Annotated in this window: 22 protein-coding genes; 10 read left to right on the forward strand and 12 right to left on the reverse strand. The window is 36.1% G+C overall.

Translation table 11 applies throughout. The annotated features are described in order from the left end of the window. Window positions 1–2 precede the first annotated feature (2 nt). From rpmE to mqnP, 10 genes are all read right to left on the reverse strand, one after another. On the reverse strand, window positions 3–203 hold the full coding sequence (gene rpmE / locus F3G91_RS07420) for a 50S ribosomal protein L31 (RefSeq protein WP_002942443.1): 201 nt from the start codon (window positions 201–203) through the stop codon (window positions 3–5). Window positions 204–284: 81 nt separating this feature from the next. Continuing rightward, window positions 285–941: a 16S rRNA (uracil(1498)-N(3))-methyltransferase gene (locus F3G91_RS07425; RefSeq protein ID WP_149701160.1), complete on the reverse strand. Its 657-nt coding sequence runs from the start codon at window positions 939–941 to the stop codon at window positions 285–287. Next, entirely contained in the window at window positions 942–1,343 is a 402-nt protein-coding gene (locus F3G91_RS07430; protein WP_149701161.1) for a hypothetical protein, read from the reverse strand. It lies immediately after the preceding gene. After that, window positions 1,340–1,543, reverse strand: a complete 204-nt coding sequence (locus tag F3G91_RS07435; RefSeq protein WP_009295012.1) for a hypothetical protein — start codon at window positions 1,541–1,543, stop codon at window positions 1,340–1,342. Before F3G91_RS07435 ends, F3G91_RS07430 begins: the two co-directional genes overlap by 4 nt. Then, window positions 1,543–2,124 (reverse strand): 6-pyruvoyl trahydropterin synthase family protein, encoded by a 582-nt coding sequence (locus tag F3G91_RS07440; RefSeq protein ID WP_148785673.1) that lies wholly within the window; start codon window positions 2,122–2,124, stop codon window positions 1,543–1,545. Before F3G91_RS07440 ends, F3G91_RS07435 begins: the two co-directional genes overlap by 1 nt. Continuing rightward, on the reverse strand, window positions 2,124–2,879 hold the full coding sequence (locus F3G91_RS07445; protein WP_149701162.1) for a 7-carboxy-7-deazaguanine synthase QueE: 756 nt from the start codon (window positions 2,877–2,879) through the stop codon (window positions 2,124–2,126). The genes F3G91_RS07440 and F3G91_RS07445 overlap by 1 nt, the downstream gene beginning before the upstream one ends. Beyond that, on the reverse strand, window positions 2,879–3,847 hold the full coding sequence (gene moaA, locus F3G91_RS07450; RefSeq protein WP_035142762.1) for a GTP 3',8-cyclase MoaA: 969 nt from the start codon (window positions 3,845–3,847) through the stop codon (window positions 2,879–2,881). Before moaA ends, F3G91_RS07445 begins: the two co-directional genes overlap by 1 nt. Before the next feature lie 133 nt (window positions 3,848–3,980). Next, window positions 3,981–4,484 carry a DUF6115 domain-containing protein gene (locus F3G91_RS07455; RefSeq protein ID WP_149701163.1) on the reverse strand — a complete coding sequence of 168 codons (504 nt, stop codon included), beginning with the start codon at window positions 4,482–4,484 and terminating at the stop codon, window positions 3,981–3,983. A 9-nt stretch (window positions 4,485–4,493) separates the two neighbouring features. Then, a complete protein-coding gene (locus tag F3G91_RS07460; protein ID WP_103571713.1) occupies window positions 4,494–5,015 on the reverse strand; it encodes a hypothetical protein in 522 nt (173 codons plus the stop codon). Next, window positions 5,012–5,872, reverse strand: a complete 861-nt coding sequence (mqnP, locus tag F3G91_RS07465; protein WP_411160730.1) for a menaquinone biosynthesis prenyltransferase MqnP — start codon at window positions 5,870–5,872, stop codon at window positions 5,012–5,014. The genes F3G91_RS07460 and mqnP overlap by 4 nt, the downstream gene beginning before the upstream one ends. 102 nt (window positions 5,873–5,974) lie before the next feature. Here mqnP and F3G91_RS07470 point away from each other — a divergent pair, with 102 nt between their 5' ends. Together F3G91_RS07470 and miaA are read left to right on the forward strand one after the other, a co-directional pair. Continuing rightward, the gene (locus F3G91_RS07470; RefSeq protein ID WP_149701164.1) at window positions 5,975–7,189 is read left to right on the forward strand and encodes an FAD-dependent oxidoreductase; all 1,215 of its coding nucleotides are present in this window, start codon (window positions 5,975–5,977) and stop codon (window positions 7,187–7,189) included. Between the two features lie 2 nt (window positions 7,190–7,191). Then, complete coding sequence (gene miaA / locus F3G91_RS07475; RefSeq protein WP_149701165.1) at window positions 7,192–8,067, forward strand: tRNA (adenosine(37)-N6)-dimethylallyltransferase MiaA; 876 nt, start codon at window positions 7,192–7,194, stop codon at window positions 8,065–8,067. A gap of 87 nt (window positions 8,068–8,154) precedes the next feature. Here miaA and F3G91_RS07480 read toward each other — a convergent pair whose 3' ends face one another. Both F3G91_RS07480 and F3G91_RS07485 read right to left on the reverse strand, forming a co-directional pair. Beyond that, window positions 8,155–9,147 carry an iron-sulfur cluster assembly scaffold protein NifU gene (locus tag F3G91_RS07480; RefSeq protein WP_004318029.1) on the reverse strand — a complete coding sequence of 331 codons (993 nt, stop codon included), beginning with the start codon at window positions 9,145–9,147 and terminating at the stop codon, window positions 8,155–8,157. A 17-nt stretch (window positions 9,148–9,164) separates the two neighbouring features. Next, on the reverse strand, window positions 9,165–10,355 hold the full coding sequence (locus F3G91_RS07485) for a NifS family cysteine desulfurase (protein WP_009295004.1): 1,191 nt from the start codon (window positions 10,353–10,355) through the stop codon (window positions 9,165–9,167). A gap of 317 nt (window positions 10,356–10,672) precedes the next feature. Here F3G91_RS07485 and F3G91_RS07490 point away from each other — a divergent pair, with 317 nt between their 5' ends. The 8 genes from F3G91_RS07490 to F3G91_RS07525 all read left to right on the forward strand — a co-directional run. Continuing rightward, the gene (locus tag F3G91_RS07490) at window positions 10,673–11,329 is read left to right on the forward strand and encodes a tRNA 2-selenouridine synthase (RefSeq protein ID WP_149701166.1); all 657 of its coding nucleotides are present in this window, start codon (window positions 10,673–10,675) and stop codon (window positions 11,327–11,329) included. Beyond that, on the forward strand, window positions 11,329–11,511 hold the full coding sequence (locus F3G91_RS07495) for a hypothetical protein (RefSeq protein ID WP_149701167.1): 183 nt from the start codon (window positions 11,329–11,331) through the stop codon (window positions 11,509–11,511). The genes F3G91_RS07490 and F3G91_RS07495 overlap by 1 nt, the downstream gene beginning before the upstream one ends. 89 nt (window positions 11,512–11,600) lie before the next feature. Continuing rightward, window positions 11,601–12,260 (forward strand): tRNA 2-selenouridine synthase, encoded by a 660-nt coding sequence (locus F3G91_RS07500; RefSeq protein WP_149701168.1) that lies wholly within the window; start codon window positions 11,601–11,603, stop codon window positions 12,258–12,260. Beyond that, window positions 12,260–12,481 carry a hypothetical protein gene (locus F3G91_RS07505; protein ID WP_149701169.1) on the forward strand — a complete coding sequence of 74 codons (222 nt, stop codon included), beginning with the start codon at window positions 12,260–12,262 and terminating at the stop codon, window positions 12,479–12,481. Before F3G91_RS07500 ends, F3G91_RS07505 begins: the two co-directional genes overlap by 1 nt. Window positions 12,482–12,530: 49 nt before the next feature. Beyond that, on the forward strand, window positions 12,531–13,292 hold the full coding sequence (locus F3G91_RS10450) for a tRNA 2-selenouridine synthase (RefSeq protein WP_223227841.1): 762 nt from the start codon (window positions 12,531–12,533) through the stop codon (window positions 13,290–13,292). Continuing rightward, complete coding sequence (locus tag F3G91_RS07515; RefSeq protein WP_149701170.1) at window positions 13,292–16,666, forward strand: lipase family protein; 3,375 nt, start codon at window positions 13,292–13,294, stop codon at window positions 16,664–16,666. The genes F3G91_RS10450 and F3G91_RS07515 overlap by 1 nt, the downstream gene beginning before the upstream one ends. A 24-nt stretch (window positions 16,667–16,690) precedes the next feature. Beyond that, window positions 16,691–20,395 carry a hypothetical protein gene (locus F3G91_RS10275; RefSeq protein WP_188116813.1) on the forward strand — a complete coding sequence of 1,235 codons (3,705 nt, stop codon included), beginning with the start codon at window positions 16,691–16,693 and terminating at the stop codon, window positions 20,393–20,395. A gap of 3 nt (window positions 20,396–20,398) precedes the next feature. Further along, window positions 20,399–21,596, forward strand: a 1,198-nt coding sequence (locus F3G91_RS07525) for a thioredoxin reductase (protein WP_107937803.1), incomplete at its 3' end; no start/stop codon positions are given.

The following is a 21,596-nucleotide window of genomic DNA, read 5'->3' on the forward strand; positions in this document are numbered from 1 at the left end:
GCTTATTTTTGAGCGTATTTTTTCTTAAATTTCTCAACACGGCCAGCGCTATCAACTATCTTTTCGCTGCCTGTGAAAAATGGGTGGCACTTGTCACAAATGTCAATTCTGATTTCGCTTTTGTTTGACTTTGTCTTAAAAGTGTTGCCACACGCGCAAGTTACGGTGCAATCTACATACTCTGGATGGATATCTTTTTTCATCATCTTTCCTTTATTATTTTGGGCTATTTGTTACCTTAAAAGTTGCTGATTATATAAAAACTAATCTAAAAATCAAATAAATCAAGCAAGAAATTTTGCCGCCACAGATATGACTGCGGTCTGCGATCTTAAGATATTTTTTGTATTTAGCCCGTAGATATTTTTAAATTTAGCCGTCTCATCCTCGCTAAATCCGCCCTCTGGACCAATTATCAAAATTTCATCATCTCTTTTTTCATTTAAATTTTTACCGCCAAAATTTATGGCCGAGACATTTTTATAAACGCTCATTAGCTCGTCTAAATTTTTGTAAATTTCAAACTCTATTAGCGACGTTCTCCCGCACTGCTCGCATGAAAGTGCGTTTATGTAGTTTAGCTTTTCAAGGTCGATCTTGAAATTTGCCTGAGAAAATTTAGTATAGACAAAGGCGATCTTGCCAACGCCAAGCTCATTTAAAAATGGCAGCGCCTTTTCGATCGTCTTTGGATCAACGACCGCCCAAGCGATGGTAAAGTCAAATTTATGCTCGCAGTTTAGGCTGGCAAAGACGAGGCTTAAATTCGCACTTCTGCGCTCTATCTCATCGATCTCGTAGATATACTCTTTGCCATCACGTAAATTTCTAACACTTATGCGTTCTCCTGCTTCAACTCTTCTGGCTTTTAGGTGTAAAAATGCCTCATTTACTATTTTTAAGCGCTCTTTGCCAGCGTTTTTATCATATAAAAATTTCATCTAAATCCCTGCTATGATGATCAAAATAATGTCACAAATGCCTTTAATAAGGGCAAATTTTTTAAATTTCTCTAGCTCGTCAGCAATGGCATATCTCTTTAGCCTTTTATACCCAACTGCGCTAAGTGCGATCAGGGCCATCAAGATAAGAAGCATTTTTATGGCGTTAAATTTTGGCTCGTAACTATAATATGCCCACAAAATAAGCCCAGTTAGCACCAAAAAGCTAAGCAGCATATGATAAATAGGCAAGAAATACCTTATACGAAGCACGTAATTTTTACTCCTCACTCCAAACTGAGTAAGCGCTAGATAAAGCACCGCTAAAGCAAGTAGCGCATAAAAAAATGTCACGTGAAATGGCAAAGTATAAGCATAAAGCGAGCCTAAGTGTTCGTTCATTTTTTCTCTTTAGGAGGCTCGTTTTCTTCGACGACTGGCTCAGGTGGCAGCTGCTCGTCGATAGTTACATTTGCATCAGGCTGAGCTATCGTAACATCACTGGGGACTGGCTCACTAACGTCACTTTTGGCCTCTTCTTTATCTCCACATCCCAAAAATACGCCAGCTATAAGCAAAAAAGAGGTTATAAATTTTTTCATTAAACGTCCTTTGGATTTTCTATTTTTATCTTATTTATCATCTTTTCAAGCAAATTTTTATCTTCCCACTCGTCCATAACCGCCTCAGAAAATTTGATATCACTAAGCCTTATCTCGCCCATTTGTGGGTTTATCGTGTCCTCTTTGAAGCACTGCGCATAGCCAGTGTCGGTCTCATGGACGATGACGCTATGAAGCTTCACTTCACGCTCGCCATTACTCATCACGCTAAGTTCAAGCAGCCTTTCGATCAAGACAAAAAATATACGGCAAAACTGCTCTGCGCTGGGATTTAGCGGGATCTCGATCCACCTTGCAGAGTGCTTTTTAAGGTCGTTTTTGTATTCGTCACTATCGCCTGAATATATGGTTGTAGCGTGGTCAAAGCTATCGATGATCGTTTTTATGTTTTGCTTCATCAGCCCAAAGTCATAGACCATGCCAGCGTTATCAAGAAAATTTGAGCTAAGTAAAATTTCTGCCACGTAGCTGTGTCCGTGGATGCTCGTCCTGCAGCGCTTTGAGCTACAAAATCTCACGATATGCGCATTTTCAAATCTAAAAAGTTTTCTAATAATCATCAAACACCCTCTTTGTCGCCCCAAAGCCTGATGTGGATACGCTCTGAGTAGTTAAATCCATGCTTTATGACAAATTGCGCTGTTTTTAGAGCATTTTTGCTTAGCTCGTCCTCATTTGCGCCCATCGCCATGCACCAAACTGGCAAATTTGCTCTATTTTTTATATATAAAATTTCCTCCAGCTCGCTTTTATCAAAACGCGAGAGGACAAATTTTAAAAAGCTGCTTTTTGCGTTATTTTTGATAGCTAAAATGGCATCTAAATTTATGCGTTTTTGCTCGCTAACTCCGCTATTTGCTAGTTTTACGCCAAGTGCAAAATGGCAGTTTTTATAAATTTCAAATTTATCAAAATCAACCAAGATCGTGCCATTTGTCTCAAAATGCACCTCGTAATTTATAAGCAAATTTCTTACCAAATTTATGAAATTTTCATTTTGATGCCAGATGAGTGGCTCGCCGCCTGTTAAAACGATGATGGGCTTTTGCTCTAAGCCTTTACAAAGCCCATCAACTAGGCTTAAAATTTCATCTGCGCTATATGCTTTGTGGTGAAAATGTCCCTTAAAAACGGCTCTTATGCTATCGCATCCCAAAAGCTCTTCGCCTGTTTTTAAAGACCTTGTCTTTACGCCAAAGCCAGAGCAGTTTAGGTTGCAGCCCAAAAAGCGTAAAAACACAGCGAGCCTGCCCTGATAAGCGCCCTCGCCTTGGATGCTTAAAAATGCCTCAACTAATTCTAGCTCTTTGCTCATCAACCACCAGTTTGGTAAAAGGCCCTTGAAGAGGTTTCGTTTTCAGCTCCTAGAGCCCATTTGTTCTCTTTTGGCTTGTTAGCTAGCACTTGCCTTAAGATCTCGCTTGCTGCGACGATGTCGCCATTTGCAACTGCTTTTTTGATACTTAGTGCATCTTCAAAGTAAAGGCAAGGTATCAAAAGCCCTTCAGCGCTTAGTCTGATGCGGTTGCAACTCTCGCAAAAGTCGTGTTTGTGAGGGTCAATAATGCCAAATTTATAGCCGTCATCAAGTCTGTAAATAGACGCAGGCGCGTTTGGCAATTTTTCATCTTTTGTGACGTTATATTTTTGCGAGATGATATTTAGAATTTCATCGCTTTTTAGCCCTTTTAGATCCTCTTTGGCGTGCGAATTTTCCATATATTCGATAAATCTGATCTGAGAGTTTCTAAATTTAGCAAACTCAAGCAAATTTACTAGCTCATCGTCGTTAAAGCCTTTTAGTGCGACTGTGTTTATCTTGACTTTTAGTCCAGCATCAAGTGCCGCCTCAAAGCCAGCCAAAACCTCGTGCAAGACGCTCTTTTGAGCGATAAATTTAGCTTTTTGCTCATTTAGCGTATCAAGCGACATATTTATGCGCTTTAGTCCAGCGTCCTTTAGCCTTTTGGCAAAGTGTGGCAGCATAAAGCCATTTGTCGTAAGCGCTAGATCGATGTCTGGCTTATAATCGCTTATCATCTTTATAAAGACGTCAAGATCCTTGCGCACGAGTGGCTCGCCGCCTGTGATCCTGATCTTTTTCACACCCTCGTCAATAGCTACTTTGACAAATAAAAATAGCTCTTCAAATGTCAGTAAATTCTCTTTTGGCGTCCAACTAAATGGCGTCGTAGGCATGCAATATCTACATCTAAAATTGCAACGCTGCGTCACAGAAATTCTTAAATAATCAACAACCCGACCATATTTATCTATTAGCATAAAGCACCTTTTTTAAGCTTGGTTAGAGCTTTTTTAATTTTCAATTATATGTTAAAAGATTTAAATCTAAATAAAAATTTAAGCTAATTTTTGTAGTTTAAGAGTAGTTTTGTCTTTTAAAATTAGCCCAAATTTAGGCTAATTTATGAAATTTAAGCACAAATTCAACTCGCCCCATACCCACGTGAAGATCTTTAGCGATCATGGCTGCGCTTTTACCATCTTTAAACATCTTTAGGATCTGCTCTTCTTCGTTGATGACACTTGGGGCGATTTTATTGATATCTCTTGTTCGCTCCTCAAGGTTAAACATCCTATCTTTTTGCTCGTTTGCAAAGTCATCTATCACTCGCTCGATGCTCTTTATAGCGCGGATTATCGGCACGATTTTTTCATTTATTTGCTCGTTTATCTGCTCTTTTAACTCATCTTTTACATCTTTTAGCTGCTCATCATCAGGCTTAAAGCTCGCCAGTGCGGCTAGCTGTTTTTTGAGATTGTAGTTTTCTTGTATGGCGCTCTCTATGGCACGCTCATATCTTGTAAATTTCTTATTTGTCTCACTATCTTTTATAAATATCAAAGCTATTATTATCGCTAAAACGATGCCAAAACCTAAAAAAATGTAAATTTCCATATTTTTCCTTTATGAATTCGCTCTAAGCTCTCTTATCATCACACGCTCTCTAGCCGTCACATAAGCGTTCCAGTCGGCCTCGTCCTCTTCGTGCATGTTCTCTATCTTTGCTAGCCTCTCGTCCTGCGCCCTTAGATAAAGGCTCAAATTTCTCTTTGGAAAGATAGGCATCATAATCCTTGCGTAGTAAATTTCATTTTTTGTAAATTTATCTTCGCTTATTTTTATATGCGTAAAGCCGATCTCGTCGATATCTGCGCTCTCTTTTAGTGGCAGATACTGCTTGTGCTCATTTTTTATATAATCACTAAGCGCGTCGATCTTTCTATGAAGCTCGATGACAAGCGTTAGCAAGACTTGGTCGCTCTCTTTGGTCTCGCCGCGTGATTTGGCTCGTTTTAGCCACGCTCCAAGCGCATCTTCATCTCCTGGCAAGATAGAGTTAAATTCTCTTAAAAATTTCTCATCTCCCGAGCTATCACGCTCATAAACCATGCTAAGAGGCGCTTTAAAAAGCCTTACTTCGCTCATAATACACTGATCCAAACAAAGATGAAAAATAAAATTCCCAAGTAGCCATTTAGTGTAAAAAATGCCCGATCTATCTTGCTAAAGTCGCGCCTTACGATCCTATGCTCGAAAAATAATATCACGCCACTTACCACAATGCCAAAAAATGCCATCGCTCCAAGTCCAGCCGCCCAAGCAAAAAGTAGCCAAAGTATAAAAGCCAAGGCATGAAAAATGGCTGATAAAAATAGCGTAGCCTTGTCGCCATAAATGGCTGGTATGCTAAAGAGCTTGTTTTCTTGGTCAAATTTCATATCTTGAAGCGAGTAGAGCAGGTCAAATCCAGCCACCCAAAATGTCACACCAAGGCAAAGTAACACGCTCCAAAGTGGTATGGCAGCGCTTACTGCGACCACGCCAGCGATGGGGGCAAGCCCAAGACTAAGTCCAAGTACTAAGTGCGCTAACTCGCTAAATCGCTTAAATAGCGAGTATCCGCCAAGCACGGCAAGGATGGGAAAGCTCAGCCAAAATGCGAGCGAATTTACGAAATAGGCGCAGATGATAAAGATAAGCGCGTTTGCTGCGATGAAAAGCTGCATATTGCCCTTGCCGATGCGTCCATCCACGCTTGGACGGCTTGCGGTGCGTGGGTTTAGCTTGTCGATGTCCTCATCTTGGTATCTGTTAAACGCCATGGCGAAATTTCTAGCGCTGACCGCGCAAAGAGTGCCTAAAATAAGCAGTTTAAAGCCAAACCAAGCCGAGCCATTTTCTATCTTGCTCGCAACTATCATCGCCACAAAGATAAAGGGCAGGGCAAAAACCGAGTGCTTAAAAACGATGAGTTCTGCGATATCTTTTAGCTTTTTGATCATATAAATTTCCATCTTTTTAAAAAGTGTCTGATTTTACACCATTTTGCTTTAAATCTAAATTTATATTATCATTGCCACATTATTTTAAAATGAAGGGTTATGATGAGTAAAATAGCGATTATCGGAGATAGTTTTAGTGCGTTGTTTACGGCACTTGAGCTAGCTAAAAAGGGTGAGGAAATTTTAGTTATTAGTAGCCAAAAAGATGAGTTTGAGAGCGGAATTTTAACTCCATTTAACACCCCAGCGCTCGCAAGAGATGGAGCGATATCTAGCTCATTTTTAGGGCTAGTTAGTAAAAAAAGCGAGCTTGATATAGCGATTTGCCTAAATGAAAACTTTAGGGCGTGGATGGCGAATTTTACGCTTAAATCAACAAAGGCTCACGATAAAAAGATGAGAATTTTGTTTAAGAAATTTGGACAAAAGAGCTTTGAAATTTTAAAAGAGCTAAACGAAAAATATCCACAGATAAATTTTGATGAGAGTGGCGTTTATCTCATCTTTAGCGATGATGAGAGCTTTAAAAAGAGGCTTGATGAGACAAGGGTCGCTGATAGCGAGCAAGAAATTTTAAGCGTGGATAGTGAGCTAGCAAATTTTGGCCTGATAAATAAAAATATAAAAGGGGCGCTAAATTTAGCTAAAAATGCGAGCATTGACGCAGGTGAGCTAAAAAAAGCGCTTGTTAGCGAGCTAAACGAGCTTGGAGTGCAGTTTATAAACGATGAAATTTATGAGCTAAAAACGCAGGGGCAAGCCGTGCAAAAGGCTGTTGGCAGGGCTGGTGAGTACGAGGCTGATAGCTTTGTCGTGGCGAGTAGAAATTTGGAGCTTTCAAGTAAGCTTGGGACAAATTTAAGCGCCATTTTGGCTAAATTTTACACGATCGATCTTGTGCTAAACGAGGGTCAGATCCCTAAAAAGCCGATCATTTTAAATGATATGTTTGCCAAAATTTATCCAACCAAAAATGGCGTCACGATCATCACAAATTTACAAGTGGGCGCGATCGATACGCTTGTAAAAACAGAAAAGATCAACGCATTTTTAAACGAGCTAAAAAGACACCTTGGCATAAGCGAGCTAAAAGAGCCTAGTTTTAGGGCAAATTTCGTCCTTCTTAGCTCAAATGACAAGCCAGCGATCGGACGCGACGAGACATATCAAAATTTACTCTATAACCAAGCGTACGGGCTAAACGAACTAAGCTTTGCACCGCACTTTGCAGGCGTTTTGGCTGATCTTATAAAAGAGGGCAAAAGCAACGAGCAAAGCGATGAAATTTTGCTATTTAGCTCATTTTACGAAGGCTAAGCTTGTTTGGCGAGCTAGCACTAATTGGCACCACGGCAAGCGGCAAGAGCGATCTAGCCTTTGAGCTAGCAAAGGAGTTTGGTGGCGTCATCTTAAGCCTTGACTCGCTTGCGCTTTATAAAGAGATAGATATCGCCAGTGCAAAGCCAAAGCCCTGGCAGCTGGGGGCTGTGAGGCACTTTGGGGTGGATGAAATTTACCCTGATGAGGAATTTAGCGTTGGGGCATTTTTTGAAATTTATAAAAAGGCAAAGGAATTTGCGCGCTCACAAGAGTGCCTGCTCATCATCACAGGCGGGAGTGGCTTTTATCTAAAGGCGATGCTTAGCGGTCTTGCGCCAGATGTGCCAAAATGCGAGCTAAATTTAAGCAACGAGGAAATTTATGAGCTAGCTTTACAAAACGACCCTGAGTTTGCAAGTAAATTTAGCCAAAACGACTCTTATCGCCTCGAAAAATGGTATCAAATTTATAAATTTAGCGGTCAAATCCCAAGCATCTGGCTAAAGCAAAACACCAAAGAGAGCGTCATAAAAGAGCTTGCGATATTTGAAATTTTGTGGGACAAAGAGGAGCTTAGAGCTCGCATCGCAAAACGGACGAAAAATATGCTAGATGATGGCTTGCTAGATGAGGCGAAGTTTTTATTTGACAAGTATAAAAGCGAGCCTAAACCCCTAAAATCGATAGGCCTAAAAGAGTGCAAGCAGTTTTTGGAGGGTGAAATTTCAAAAAGCGAGCTAGAAACGCTCATCGCCACGCACACAACCCAGCTTGCTAAGCGTCAGCGAACCTTTAACCGATCGCAGTTTGAGAAGAAATTTGTGGGCGATTTGACGCAGACTAGAAGTGAAATTTTGAAATTTTTAAAAAGCTAAATTTGAGCTTGGTTAAATTCAGATTGTCTAGGTGGTAAATTTAGTTTAGTAGAAGCGAACAGCTCCAAAAGAAGCCGTTCGATAAATTTATATAGGCATTACCCTGATTTTTGGGCTTAGGCTCTCTTGCAAGACATTTTCTATCGCATAAAGCGTGCCAGTCGAGCCGCTTGAACAGCCTGAGCAAGCACCAAGATAGCGGATATAAACGTCGATATTTTCGCCGTTATCGTTTCTGATATCTATGATCTCTAAATTTCCGCCATCCATCATAAGCATCGGGCGGATCTCTTTATCGATGATCGATTCGATCGCTTTTAGCTGGCCAACCATCGTCATACTCTCAAAGCTAACGTCGCTTAGGGTGTTGTTTGCCTGAGCATTTGCCTGAGCTTCTAGTCTCTCTTGCTCCATCTCAGCCCTAGTATCGCGCAAGATATCAACCAAATAGTAGTCTTTTTTCTCATGTCCGCCAGGTCTAACGCATGATTTACAAAATGCGCCTGCTTTGGTGTATTGCGTGATCTCCTCAACCGTGTGAAGGTCGTTTAGTCTTATCACCTCTTTGATCGTGCCAAGGCTCACTCTAGCGCACTCGCAAACGATGATCTCATCTTCAAAGTGCTCTGGGTCTATGCCCTTGTAGCTTGCAGCAGCTGCCTTGATAACGTCATAAGCCATAACCGAGCAGTGCATCTTTTGAGGTGGCACAGCTGGAGTGTCTGGGTTGTCACGCATAGCTCTTTCGACATCGAGGTTTGTGATCTTAACCGCTTCATCGACTGTTTTGCCGATGCAAAGCTCAGCCATCGTATCAGAGCTAGCTATCGCCGTGCCACAGCCAAAGCTTTTAAATTTAGCGTCTATTATCTTGTCAGTTTTCTCATCAACGAGCCAGTAGAGCCTGACTGCATCGCCGCAGCTCTCTGCGCCAAAGTCAGCGATGATAAGTTTTGCGTTTGCTTTTTTGGCGTCCTCTTCGGTTAGTTCGCCCATGAATTTAGGATTATTCATCCTATCTTGGACTACCTTTGAGTATTCATCCCAGATAGAGCCGCCGATTAAGTTATTTTTTGCCATGTTTTTCCTTTAAATTTTTATAATCCACTCTTATGCCACTCTGGGGCGTACGCAAATGTGCTTGAGATGCCTCTTAGCCTATTTACGGCCTTTGTTATCTGCTCGATCGCGTAGTCGATCTCTTCTTCTGTGTTAAACCTTGAAAGAGATAGTCTAAGTGCGGTGTGAGCTAACTCTTTGTCAGCTCCGATCGCCTCCATGATAGGGTTGCTCTCAAGCGTTTCACTCGCACAGGCAGAGCCAGTAGATGCTGCTATGCCAGCTCTATTTAGATCCCAAAGCATCGCCTCGCCCTCGACGCCTTTGATAGAAGCTAGGATGGTGTTTGGCACGCGCTGCTCTTTTTTGCCAACGATGCTAACGTCAGGAATTTGTAGCAATGCATCCTCTAGCTTGTCACGTAAACGGCGAACGTGCGAATGCTCGTAGTCCATAAATTTATTTGCTAGCTCAAGCGCCTTGCCCATGCCAACGATGCCTGGTACATCAAGCGTGCCGCTTCTGCGTCCGCCCATGTGCTCGCCGCCGTGAAGCAAGCTGCTTAGTGGCATGCTATTTTTTATAAATAACGCTCCAACGCCCTTTGGTCCGTGAAATTTATGAGCTGAAAAGCTTAAGAAATCAACGTCTAAATCTTGAACGTCTATCTTTATCTTGCCGACTGCTTGCACGGCGTCAGTGTGAAATAAAGCGCCGTATTCGTGGGCAACTTTGGCAAGCTCTTTTATAGGAAAGATCATGCCAGTTTCGTTGTTTGCGCTCATTATGGCGACAAGCGCGACATTTTCGTCCATGACGGCTCTTAGCTGGTCTGGAGTGACGATGCCGTCGCTATTTACGTCTAAGACCGTAAGATCCACGCCATATTTTTCTAGGAATTTACAAGTTGCCAAAATGGCTGGATGCTCGACCGCGGTTGTGATGATGCGTTTTTTCTCGCCAGTTGCTATTTTGTCAAAGTAGATGCCTTTTACAACCCAGTTGTTGCTCTCGGTCGCACATGATGTAACGACGATGTCGTCGCTATCTTTTGCATTTAGTCCGGCGTAGAGCTGATCGAGCGCTGTTCTTAGTGCTGGGTGGGTCTCTGAGCCAAATTTGTGAAGTGAGTTTGGATTGCCGTATTTTTCGCAAAAAAACGGCTTCATAAGTTCAAAAGCTTCTGGATCAACCATCGTTGTGGCGTTATTGTCTAAATATACTCTCAAATTTAAAACCTTAATTCGGATAAAAAATATCCCTTTTATTTTTGATGGGATATTATAACAAAAAAGTTAAAAGCAAGTTTAAAAAAATGCTTTAGTTTTTTCAATATTTGGCTCATTTTGATAGTAAAAAATATTGAATTTCTTTATCAATATTTGGCAGATACGTCATTTGCGAAATTTGGTCTAAAAAAGTCTATTTTACTCTTAATATTAATTGTTTTTCTTAAGGATTGGAAATTTAAACCAAGGGGAATTAATAGTATTGTAAATATTGCGACAATAAAATACCCAAAATAAAATTTCTAAAAGGATATAGGATGAAATTTATAGGCATTATACTTCTACTACTAACAAGCATATTTTTAATAGCTTGCTCTGCAAATCAAGCAAGCAATAAGATAAGTAACTCTGAACTAGAGAATTTAGCTAGTAAATATGGTGGAGTTTATGTATTTAATGAGAAATTTGAAAAAGAGATAGAGAAAAGAGAAGCTGAGAGAAAAGCGGTTAATCAACAAATTTTAAGTGAAATAGCCCATATATCAAATAAAAGCGAAAGAAACGCAAAGATGAGAGAGCTACTAAAGGAAAGGTATTATAACAATCCAAAAATAGAGCAAACTCTTTCAAATGATAAACGATATTATACTAGCTCTATTGATTACGAAAACCAAACAGGCAAAAGAGCTAAAATCCCAAAAGAATTTTTAGACAAGATCAAAAAATTTATAGGACTTGAAAACTACAATGTTTTTAGACCTTCAATGGGATTGGAATATTTTTATATAGATAAAGATGAGAATATAGTACCTATAGATATCTCTGTAACATACAGCTATCAATCAAAAAAATATGGCTTATTTGGCGATGAAGGAGCTGGCATAAAATTTAGCAAGAGTGAAACAAACTATGTCTTAGGTGGAAATAAATTTTACTTTGATAGCTCTAAAAACACTTTTGTTAAGGAAAAATAGTGGAAAATAGCAATAACAACCCTAAAAATAAATCTGTAAGACAAATAATCTCTGATATAAAAGACCATGCTGATATGGCTGACGCTTCTTATTCATTTTATGAATTTATAGATAATAATGAAAAGTGGAGTAAGTCAGATGAATTTTATAACTATAAAATACTTAAAAAGCCTAAATTTTAACAATCTACAAATAAAGCATAATAAATTAATAATATTATAAATATAATGGCAATAAAATACCCAAAATAAAATTTCTAAAAGGATATAGGATGAAATTTATAGGCATTATACTTCTACTACTAACAAGCATATTTTTAATAGCATGCTCTGCAAACCAAGCAAGCAATAAGATAAGCAACTCTGAACTAGAAAATTTAGCTAGTAAATATGGTGGGGTTTATATATTTAACAAAAAATTCTATGATGAGATAGAAAAGAGAGAGGCTGAGAGGAAAGAGTTAAGCAAATCACTTGGTGACAAAATAAGATCAAATCCTAGAAAAATAAAGCAAGGGGATAAATTTATAACCATATATGATGTTGATATGACATTAATAAATGATAAACTCCCACGAACTCTATCTAACGGCAAACGATACTATACTATTTGGACAACCTACGAAAGCGAAACTGGCAAAAAAGTTAAAATTTCAAAAGAATTTACGGATAAGATTAAAAATTTTATAGGGTTAGAAAACTATAAGAATTCTGGCGCTAGCATTGATATGAGTTATTTTTATATAGATAAAGATAACATAGCAATACCCATTAGGCTAACTTTAAATTTTTACAACATTTCAAAAAGCTATGGATTATATGGAGATGAAGGAAGAGGTATTTCTTTTTCTAAAGAAAGACTTATAAATATAGCAGGAGATAATGTATTTTACTTTGATAGCTCTAAAAACACTTTCGTTAAGGAAAAATAGTGGAAAACAGCAATAATAACCCTAAAAATAAATCTGTAAAACAAATAATATCTGATATAAAAGACCATGCTGATATGGCTGACGCTTCTTACTCATTTTATGAATTTATAGATAATAATGAAACATGGAGCAAATCGGATGAATTTTATAATTACAAAATACTAAAAAACCTAAAATTTAACAATCTACAAATAAAGCATAATAAATTAATAATATTATAATTTCAAAGACAATAAAATACCCAAAATAAAATTTCTAAAAGGATATAGGATGAAATTTATAGGCATTATACTTCTACTACTAACAAGCATATTTTTAATAGCTTGCTCTGCAAATCAAGCAAGCAATAAGATAAGTAGCTCTGAACTAGAAAATTTAGCTAGTAAATATGGTGGGGTTTATATATTTAATCAAAAATTTGTTGAGGAGATAGAGAAAAGGGAAAGAAAAATAAAACTATCAGAAACAAATATGAAAGCAAATAAAGACAACTATAGAAATGAGCTTAATAAGGAATTTAAAAATATAAATTCTTTGTTATATAAACAATGGCAGCTTAAAAAAGATGAATATGCAAAAATGGTCTATAAAAAATATGGTATGAAAGATGATTATTTTACAGCCAAAGGAATTTTTATAGAAGATATGGTTAGAGAGAAATTTCGTAGTTTAGATAGAGTTCTATCTAATGGCAAACGATACTATCTTGACTCTATTGATTACGAAAACCAAACAGGCAAAAGAGTAAAAATTCCAAAAGAATTTGCAGATAAAATTATAAATTTCATAGGACTTGAAAACTACAATAAGTTTAAACCATCAATGGGGTTGGGATATTTCTATATAGACAATAATGGTGTTGTAATGCCTATAGACATATCAGCAACATATAGCTATCAATCAAAAAAATATGGTCTATTTGGCGATGAAGGAGCTGGTATAAAATTTAGCAAGAGTGAAACAAACTATGTCTTAGGTGGAAATAAATTTTACTTTGATAGCTCTAAAAACACTTTCGTTAAGGAAAAATAGTGGAAAATAGCAATAACAATCCTAAAAATAAATCTGTAAAACAAATAATCTCTGATATAAAAGATCATGCTGATATGGCTGATGCTTCTTATTCATTTTATGAATTTATAGACAAAAATGAAACATGGAGCAAGTCAGATGAATTTTATAATTACAAAATACTAAAAAAACCTAATCCTAGGTGGATTTATGCTGATCACATTAAACAAGGATTTCTTAATCCTGAAATAGATTCATTGACAGCTTATGCTCTTTGTGTGGAAGCTAGGTTTATGAAAGACAAGGAGATAATAGCTCCAAATGATTATGAAGACGAAAAAGAAGATAAAAGACTAATTGACAATGACATTAAAAATTTTATAAAAGTAGATGAAAGAAATTTTTCTCAGCGAATTTTCTATAAACCAACCTCCCTATCTCACCGAACAAAGACATTTGTAAATAGATATGAGCTGATATCTCACCAGCCAAATACAGTGATATCTGGCTTTTCTTACACGATATTTAAGGATACTAAGCCTACTATGAGTAGTGATAAGCCAAGATATATCATAGCATTTAGAGGCACGGAGGTTGGCGGTGCGGAGTTTTTTAAAGACTTGGTGCTTACTGACGTGTTTATAGCTGCATTTGCTGGACTACCTCAGATCATATCGCTATTTACGATGATCACTGATATAAATAAGGCCATCAGAGAAGATAGCGGCAGTGACAAGAAAACGTCTAACTTTAATGTAAGTATATGTGGTCACAGCCTTGGCGGGCATCTATCTCAGGTGTGTTGTTTGTTTTACAAGAGTCTAAACGTAGATGAGCTTTATACATATAATGCCCCTGGCATAGGTGGTCTTGCTATCAGTGCTTTGCATTTTGTTTTTAGGGTGGTTAGGCTGATAGTTAAGATGATCAAATTTTGCGTACATAAGTTGCTTGATCTTTTTGGATTTACCAGAAAAGTTATAGATAAATGTGTAGATAAGATATATAACGGCTCAAAAAGTACTGATACTCTAATAAGTGAGTGTAAAGAGCACAAAGACGAGCTAGATCCTAACTTGCTAGAGGAGAGTGCTGCTAGCTGCAAAACTATATACAAAGACTGCATACCATTTGAGATACATCACTGCGAGACTATAAAAAACACTGTGACTTGTGAGGAATTTAACATAGGCAATGACTTTAACAGAGCCATAGAGCCTACTGTGTCGGTGATAGCTGATCTGGGATATAAACTAGGGCTTACTCAAGATGATAGGATAAACTACAAAAATACGCCAAGGCTTCATCTACTTCATATAGGTCAGCTCGATGGCAACTACTATATAAACTCGCACTATATGACTAGTATAATATATGCCATATATCTATACGACTATCTTTTAAAAGAAGATAAAAATTCCAAGAAAAAGGCGCTAAGTGAGGACATATCATACGCGCTAACATATCTTGATAAGCTATCTGCCATACTAGTAGACAACATAGAGGGCAATAAATATAAGCTCAGCGATAAAAACGAAAATATCAAAGATGGTAATCAAAACTATATAAGTATCATTTTGGGAGAGCTTTATCATATACTAGAGAGCCTTGGAGATGAGGAGTATCAAGAGATAATAGACAAATACTCTGCCGAAAGCGAAAATAGGCTAAGTAAAGTAACCTTGGTGGATATGCTGATGGATCTAGCGGATAAGCAAATTTATGCAAGGATAATAGACAAAAACGATATGGACGATAGTTCAAATATACCTTTAAATCAGGTAAGATCGCTGCAAAAGATGTATCCACTGGAATTTATACATAATGAAAATGAGCTAATAAAAGATAAAACTGATATCACGAAAGCCTACACCTACGGCTCAAATCTTACAAAGTGCTATTTGCCAAAAGAGAAAGATAGCTTGTTTATAAAGGCCAAGAAGGCTCAGTTTAAAAATGCTATGTTTAGCGATAACTTTACTAGCATTTATATAAGAGATAATGGGGCTAAAGAGAAATTTAGCCTAGATAGATCAAGCTCTACGGCGTTTGCTGACACTAAGGATAAGCAGCTTTATATATTTTTAAACGATAAGGATGTTGTGGACTGCGATGAAATTTATAATAAGATAGAAGATAGGCTAAATATAGAGGACATTAGGTCTTATACGCCAAACGTCTTTTTAAACTCTATGCCACTAAACACCGCTACCGAGCAATCAGACTATCCACTATACTTTAAAAATGAAGAGAGCGGGGAGGGGTCAAATTCTAACCTACTAAGCTTCTCTCATCAGCCAAGAGATGAGGATAAAGATAAAGGAAGACTAAGTGTTACATATAAAAACTCACAGGCTAGCATACTAAACTACTCACTACTAAATAAAAGTCTAAATATAGACCTAAAGCCAACAAACAAAGAGACCAAAGAGTCGCTTGAAAAGGCAAATGAGAGACTAAATTTAGAAAAGAAAAGTAGTGCGCTAAGTGCTGGTGGCACTGCATTTGCTAATCCAATAATAGAAGATGACGTGGTAGTTTGCCCACATGGCGGCCATGTGATCTTAAAAAGTAGAGCGGGCAAAAGCATAAGGTCAGACGATCAAGGCGTTATACTTGATGTTGATTTTATAAACTCACCGATAGTTGGCTGCTCAGCTAAAAACCCTTGCACAAAGGTAGCATACGTACCAAGGGCAGCTCTTAGTCTAAAAAGTATGAATAACCACTATGCTGTTATGCAAGACCTAGTGCCAGCGTGCCTAAGCAACACCAGCTCGCCGCTAAGATGTATCAAAAAAGAAAATAGGATAAAGCTAGCTCATAGCATAGGTAGTCCTGCATCTGAAAATAATAATGCAGCGGTGCTAAATCCAAATTTAAACAAGCCAGTGATCAGACTTCATGTGAAGGCCTTTGCTTCTCAGAGTGATAACCTTTTAGTGGCTACGTACTATCTATTTGATAAGAAATTTGAAGATAAAAATGGATTTAGCAAGATCAAGCTCAACTTAGATGAGGGAAGAGACGTAGAGGATAAGAATTTAAAGGCTCTTTTAGCGGATAATTATGACGATAAGCGTTATGATATCAAAGAATTTAAACTAAGATATGGAGCGGATAAGCTAAATTTGGTATTTGTTGCTCCAAAGAATTTTAGCGCACTTGATAAAGAGAACTATAAAAAAGCAAATAGTCCTGAAAGCGGTGTGGGATTTTATGCTAGTTTAGACGAGTTTAACAGCTCTAGCACAGATAAAAACAAGCAAACTTATACAAATGTATTTTTAACTCCAACTGGTGCTAAAAGTATAGAACTTGAGATAGCTAAAGGGCTAGATAGTGGATATGAAAATGACATAAACACAACTAGCTTTGTAATGCTTGTTAGTTGATAAATTTAAAGAGAAGGATCGTTCTTGAGATTAGATAATACGAAAATTATTAGAAGCATAGAGGAATTGCTTTTCGAGTTTGGTGTTAATGGTGAGACATACAAAAATATAACTTTTTATTGTCGTGACTTAAATCATTTTTACGAACCAAATGTGTTTAATGGAGAGGCGTTATATAATAAAATAATTACAAGGTTATTTTCTCTAAAACAATACAGCAATAAATCTTTGTCTGTAAAAACATATAAATACTTGGATAAGCCTAGTTTGTTCAATAAAAATATTACGAAAAAAAATAACAAGATAACACTTCTTAATTCTAGTATATATGCAGAAATCCTTAGTGAAGAGCAAGATCCAGTAGAAGAATTTGTTGATGGATTAATTTATCTTGCTAATAGAGTTAAAAGCGATGACAGTGAGGTTAAAAATTTCGAGGAGGCATCTAGTATACTAGTTAGCGAATATAATACAATAGAAAAAAGACTTTGGACTTTGATGGACAAACTAAAAGTTGCGTTAATAGATAGGGCAAATATTATATTAATTCGTGAAAATTTTAGCAAAAGAGATGAAGTAATAAAAACGATAGAAGAGAGTTTTGATGAGATCAAAAAAAATCTTAAGAAAGCTTCAGAGGATGGCGACACTTATATCAAAAAAGAGATATTTAAATTTTTTATGAGTTTTTTTGATATCACTGATTTTAAAAAATCGTTCGGCTTATTAAATATTGTGTCATCTACGCCAGACGCGTTGAAAACTACCGAAAATATCTTTAGCTCTCTAAAAAAAAGAGGTTCTTATGCTTTTTCTAGTCCGGTTATGAGTTTGCTAGCTACTAAGTTTGGTTTTATACTAGGACTATTAAATACGGTATCGTTTAATAATATTTTAGTTTTTACAAATGACGATCAAAAGAGTGGAGCATTTATAGACTTTTCAGGATTTGATATAACAGCCACTAACACAAAAAGTAATTATGATGAGTATATTGGAATTTGCTCCAATTTTTCATTAGAAGGTGATGAAAAAAGTCTATTTGATGCAAAGATAAGTAAATATGAAAATATAGACAAAAAGAATAATATATCAATATGCAAAAACGATAAGGATAATACTGAAGAGAGCTTACTTAAAAGGATAGAAGAGTGCGTGATCGCAAATAGAGCAAATTTTGTCTATATGCAATATCCATTTTTTAACTCTTTAAAATTTGCAAATCTCTTAAGAGACAAATCCTTAACCACAAAAGACAATACTCATAATACAAATAATAGTAGCGGTATCTCTAAAAACTATCTTGTTGTTTCGAATGCTCCTTCAATACTAAACGCAAAGCTAAACGAACATCTTTTACAAAACGTATTAAACTATAAGATAGTAGATAGTCTAAATAGGGCTGATGACAAGAAGGTGACCGATCCTAAGCAGCTAAATGGCACAAAAGACTATAGCCAGTACTCTATACAAATAGATGCCCAAAAAGAGGAAGATCTGTACCTATTAAGCCTAAGCCCATTTACAAGGGTTGGCAAAGATAGAATTAAAAAATTTCAAAAAGATATAGATACTTTTAATGATTTTATGCAAGATAAACAAAATCAAATAAATACGATTATGTACTTTGATACATTAAGTGAGAACGAAAAGCAGGTGGCATATAGATTTTTAAAAGCTAATTCTTATCTTGGACACATAAATAAGTATTTCAAAAATGCTAAAGACATGGAAGAGATAGTTAAGAATGAAAAGGATTTTTTAGTTGCAAGTATAAAAGAATTTGAAACTTTCTTTTCAAGTATAAATTCTTCTTTAGAACACAGTGAATCACATGTTGTTGAAATACCTTCTTTGCAAAATTTAAATTCTATGATGAAAAAAAATGATGCTGTAATTAAAGTACCAGATATAATAGTACTATCTGATTATTATTATCCAGCTACTAGAGTATTTCTTTTGGTTATGGGCTACTATGTCATAAGACAAACATTTGATAATTCTATGATTAGTCAAGATATTACTGTATCTGCTTATGAATCTATAAAAATATCCGACGAGTCATTTATGGTTTGTTCTGAAGACTCTTATTACTTGAAAGAAGACGGAGTCAAAGTGCCGATTTGCTTTTTTAAAAAAACAAAAGAGGGCAAAATAGCAAAACTAAAAACAAACAAGGAAGAAAATAAAGAGATACAAAATAATATAATTTGTATAGAAGAGATAGTGGAAACAATAGAAAAAAGCCATGTAAGAGATATTGATCATGTATTAGATGATCATTCATATGAGGAACTAAAAGAACTTCTTAAAAATTATACAGGTTTAGATGGTGAGAGTGTCGAGGATGAAAAATTTACGAAAAATATCAAGCAATTAGATGATGACGAGTATAAATATACGATAGATTTTGCAATGATATCCACACTAGACGATATTTTATATGACATATTTCCGTTTTATGGATTTTTTATAGGTAAATCATATGAAACTATACTAAAAAGCATAACAAAGGCTTTCTTTTCGAGCAGCAAAGATAACCTTTTAAAAAATATTTTTATCGAACTAGTAGGAGAGCTTAAAACATTTAGTACATTAAATGAGTTGCCAGTTGCAAAAATAGTCAATAAGGATCATGGCAAAATAATAAAAGAAAAAAAGAAAAAAGGATTTATTGAAATAACTAAGGAAAAAAGCAACAAGATTCTACTTATAAATATGGAACGCACTAATAAAACTAAACGGAGCTTAAAAAGTGCAAAAAAATGGATAGATGAATTTGAAGTAGGTGAAGAAATAAAAAGACAGATAGCTATAAAGGCAGGTAAAGAATTTGTAAAAAATAGCTCGATAACATTTGTAAAAGATTTGGCAAAGGCTGGATTTGGTTTTTTTGTAGATAGTTTTTTTATCAACACCTACGAACAACAAAAAAGATCTTATGAACTAATACTTCATAAGTATTTCACAAATAAATTTAATGATACTTATGCTGTTAAGAATATATCTTATGAACCAAATTCAAATGAAACAGGTGAATATACCTACTACCCTATAGAGATATACTCATCCTTTATAAATATAGATCTAAAAAGAACTATCATAGGAGGAAGACTATCTAGTGGAGGACTAGACTACCATAACTTCTTCTACTATGATATAAACACTACTACAAACAAACTAGACTCTAACCTATCTAAAGATATAAGCCTAGATACTATGATATCTTACCTATGTCTGGATGAACTAAGAACAGATAATAAAACTGATGAAGAGTTCTTTAATAATCTAAACAAAAGAAACAAGAAGCTAGCATATTCACCAAAAGAGCTTATGCTACAAGGAGTTAAAACATTGCTTACAATAAGTCCATCAAATCCAATAGATATAAAACAAAGAGAGGGAATTTATGAGATGTATAAAAAATCTGTAGCTGAAAACAAAAGCGCCAATGCAACTTTTGGTATTCCAATAGACAAATACAACGAAGCTATGGAGATACTAGAAGACTTTAAAAATGGAAATTTAAACACCTTTGGATCAGAAGTAGATAATAAATCAAGAAGACTACTAAAAGCACTAGATGTTATAGGCAATAACAATGTAAAAGGTATGTATGTGGGGTGTAAGATAGAACACGGAAAAAGAACTAAAGAAACGATACCTCCAAGACTTGTCGGTCGTCTAGCTACTACCATAGTAATGGAAGATGGTCTATATATAGGATAAGATATGAAGAAGATAATATTTATAACTTTAGCTATCTTAACAGTAGGGTCACTATTAATAATAAACAAAGGAAATTTAATGAGTAAAGAAAATTTAATGGATAATACATATACGGTTATAGCTCCAAATGGAGAAGAGGTTTGGTTTGATAAAAATACAAATTTAATTGTGTCTAAAACTAAAGATGACAATACAACAAAATATTTTGAGGAAAAATCTAAAATGCTCCTTCAAGCTCGCTCCATCCTAGACTCATCTCCATATAAAAACTATAAACCACTATACTATAACCCTAAACCAAACTCTCTAGGTCAAACAGATTATTTAGCTTTTAAACCATGGCTAGACATTAGCTATAAACCAAGCTCAACTAAAATTTCACCTTGGACTAAATCAGAAAAAGCCTACTATGAAAGCTTAAAAGATAAGAGAGATAGATATATCTATCTAGTAAAAAGAAGCAATCTAAAATGCACCATGATAGATATCCCAGAAGATGCAATAGGCAGAGTAGATAGTAATGGCAAACTAACAAAGCCAGAATATGCTGAAATTTATGATGAAGTAGATAGAAATAAAAATACACTAAAATCAGAGCTATTTATAGGAGAGTGGAATTTATGTGCTGGTGTATTAGGTAATCCATTAGCATTTGGCACTGGTGGTTCAGCAGGATTTAAAGCAAGAGATTTTCAAAAAGCATTTCTAGCAGCACAACTAGGAGTAGTAGAAGCATTAAACTATCTGGCAGACTCTTTTAAGTACTACACTTATGGCATGGGAGTAAATAAAAATTTAGATACCTACGAAAAAATTCTTAAACTATATAAAAATCCCCCACTAGATGAATATGGCATGATACCTTATCTTGATGAGATGATAGGTAGCTATTTCGTGATGGATTTTAATAGAAATGGGATAGTGATTAACCCTACAGGTTCAATGCATAGAGTTTTAAGAGAGCTTGTAGAAGATAAAGGAAAACTACTAGATCCTAGAGACCTTGACGCAAACGAGACTACAAGGGAGGAATTTGTCTCTTATGTTAAAAAAGAATTGCCAGAATATGCGGAGATTTTTTCTGAAAAAGGCTATCCTGCTAATTACGAAGATAGAGATATAGACCTCTACATCGACTCCACCCTCCTAGAAGCAAAAATAATGTCCCTAACCCCACCAGAGGGATATCCAAATGCACCAT

Origin of the sequence: Campylobacter concisus (genome assembly GCF_902460715.1) — a bacterium.
Taxonomy (GTDB): domain Bacteria; phylum Campylobacterota; class Campylobacteria; order Campylobacterales; family Campylobacteraceae; genus Campylobacter_A; species Campylobacter_A concisus_AK.

Coding starts and splice junctions, on each gene's coding strand:
- rpmE (WP_002942443.1), bottom strand. CDS start 203: ATGAAAAAAGATATCCATCCAGAGTATGTAGATTGCACCGTAACTTGC.
- F3G91_RS07425 (WP_149701160.1), bottom strand. CDS start 941: ATGAAATTTTTATATGATAAAAACGCTGGCAAAGAGCGCTTAAAAATA.
- F3G91_RS07430 (WP_149701161.1), bottom strand. CDS start 1,343: ATGAACGAACACTTAGGCTCGCTTTATGCTTATACTTTGCCATTTCAC.
- F3G91_RS07435 (WP_009295012.1), bottom strand. CDS start 1,543: ATGAAAAAATTTATAACCTCTTTTTTGCTTATAGCTGGCGTATTTTTG.
- F3G91_RS07440 (WP_148785673.1), bottom strand. CDS start 2,124: ATGATTATTAGAAAACTTTTTAGATTTGAAAATGCGCATATCGTGAGA.
- F3G91_RS07445 (WP_149701162.1), bottom strand. CDS start 2,879: ATGAGCAAAGAGCTAGAATTAGTTGAGGCATTTTTAAGCATCCAAGGC.
- moaA (WP_035142762.1), bottom strand. CDS start 3,847: ATGCTAATAGATAAATATGGTCGGGTTGTTGATTATTTAAGAATTTCT.
- F3G91_RS07455 (WP_149701163.1), bottom strand. CDS start 4,484: ATGGAAATTTACATTTTTTTAGGTTTTGGCATCGTTTTAGCGATAATA.
- F3G91_RS07460 (WP_103571713.1), bottom strand. CDS start 5,015: ATGAGCGAAGTAAGGCTTTTTAAAGCGCCTCTTAGCATGGTTTATGAG.
- mqnP (WP_411160730.1), bottom strand. CDS start 5,872: ATGATCAAAAAGCTAAAAGATATCGCAGAACTCATCGTTTTTAAGCAC.
- F3G91_RS07470 (WP_149701164.1), top strand. CDS start 5,975: ATGAGTAAAATAGCGATTATCGGAGATAGTTTTAGTGCGTTGTTTACG.
- F3G91_RS07480 (WP_004318029.1), bottom strand. CDS start 9,147: ATGGCAAAAAATAACTTAATCGGCGGCTCTATCTGGGATGAATACTCA.
- F3G91_RS07490 (WP_149701166.1), top strand. CDS start 10,673: ATGAAATTTATAGGCATTATACTTCTACTACTAACAAGCATATTTTTA.
- F3G91_RS07500 (WP_149701168.1), top strand. CDS start 11,601: ATGAAATTTATAGGCATTATACTTCTACTACTAACAAGCATATTTTTA.
- F3G91_RS10450 (WP_223227841.1), top strand. CDS start 12,531: ATGAAATTTATAGGCATTATACTTCTACTACTAACAAGCATATTTTTA.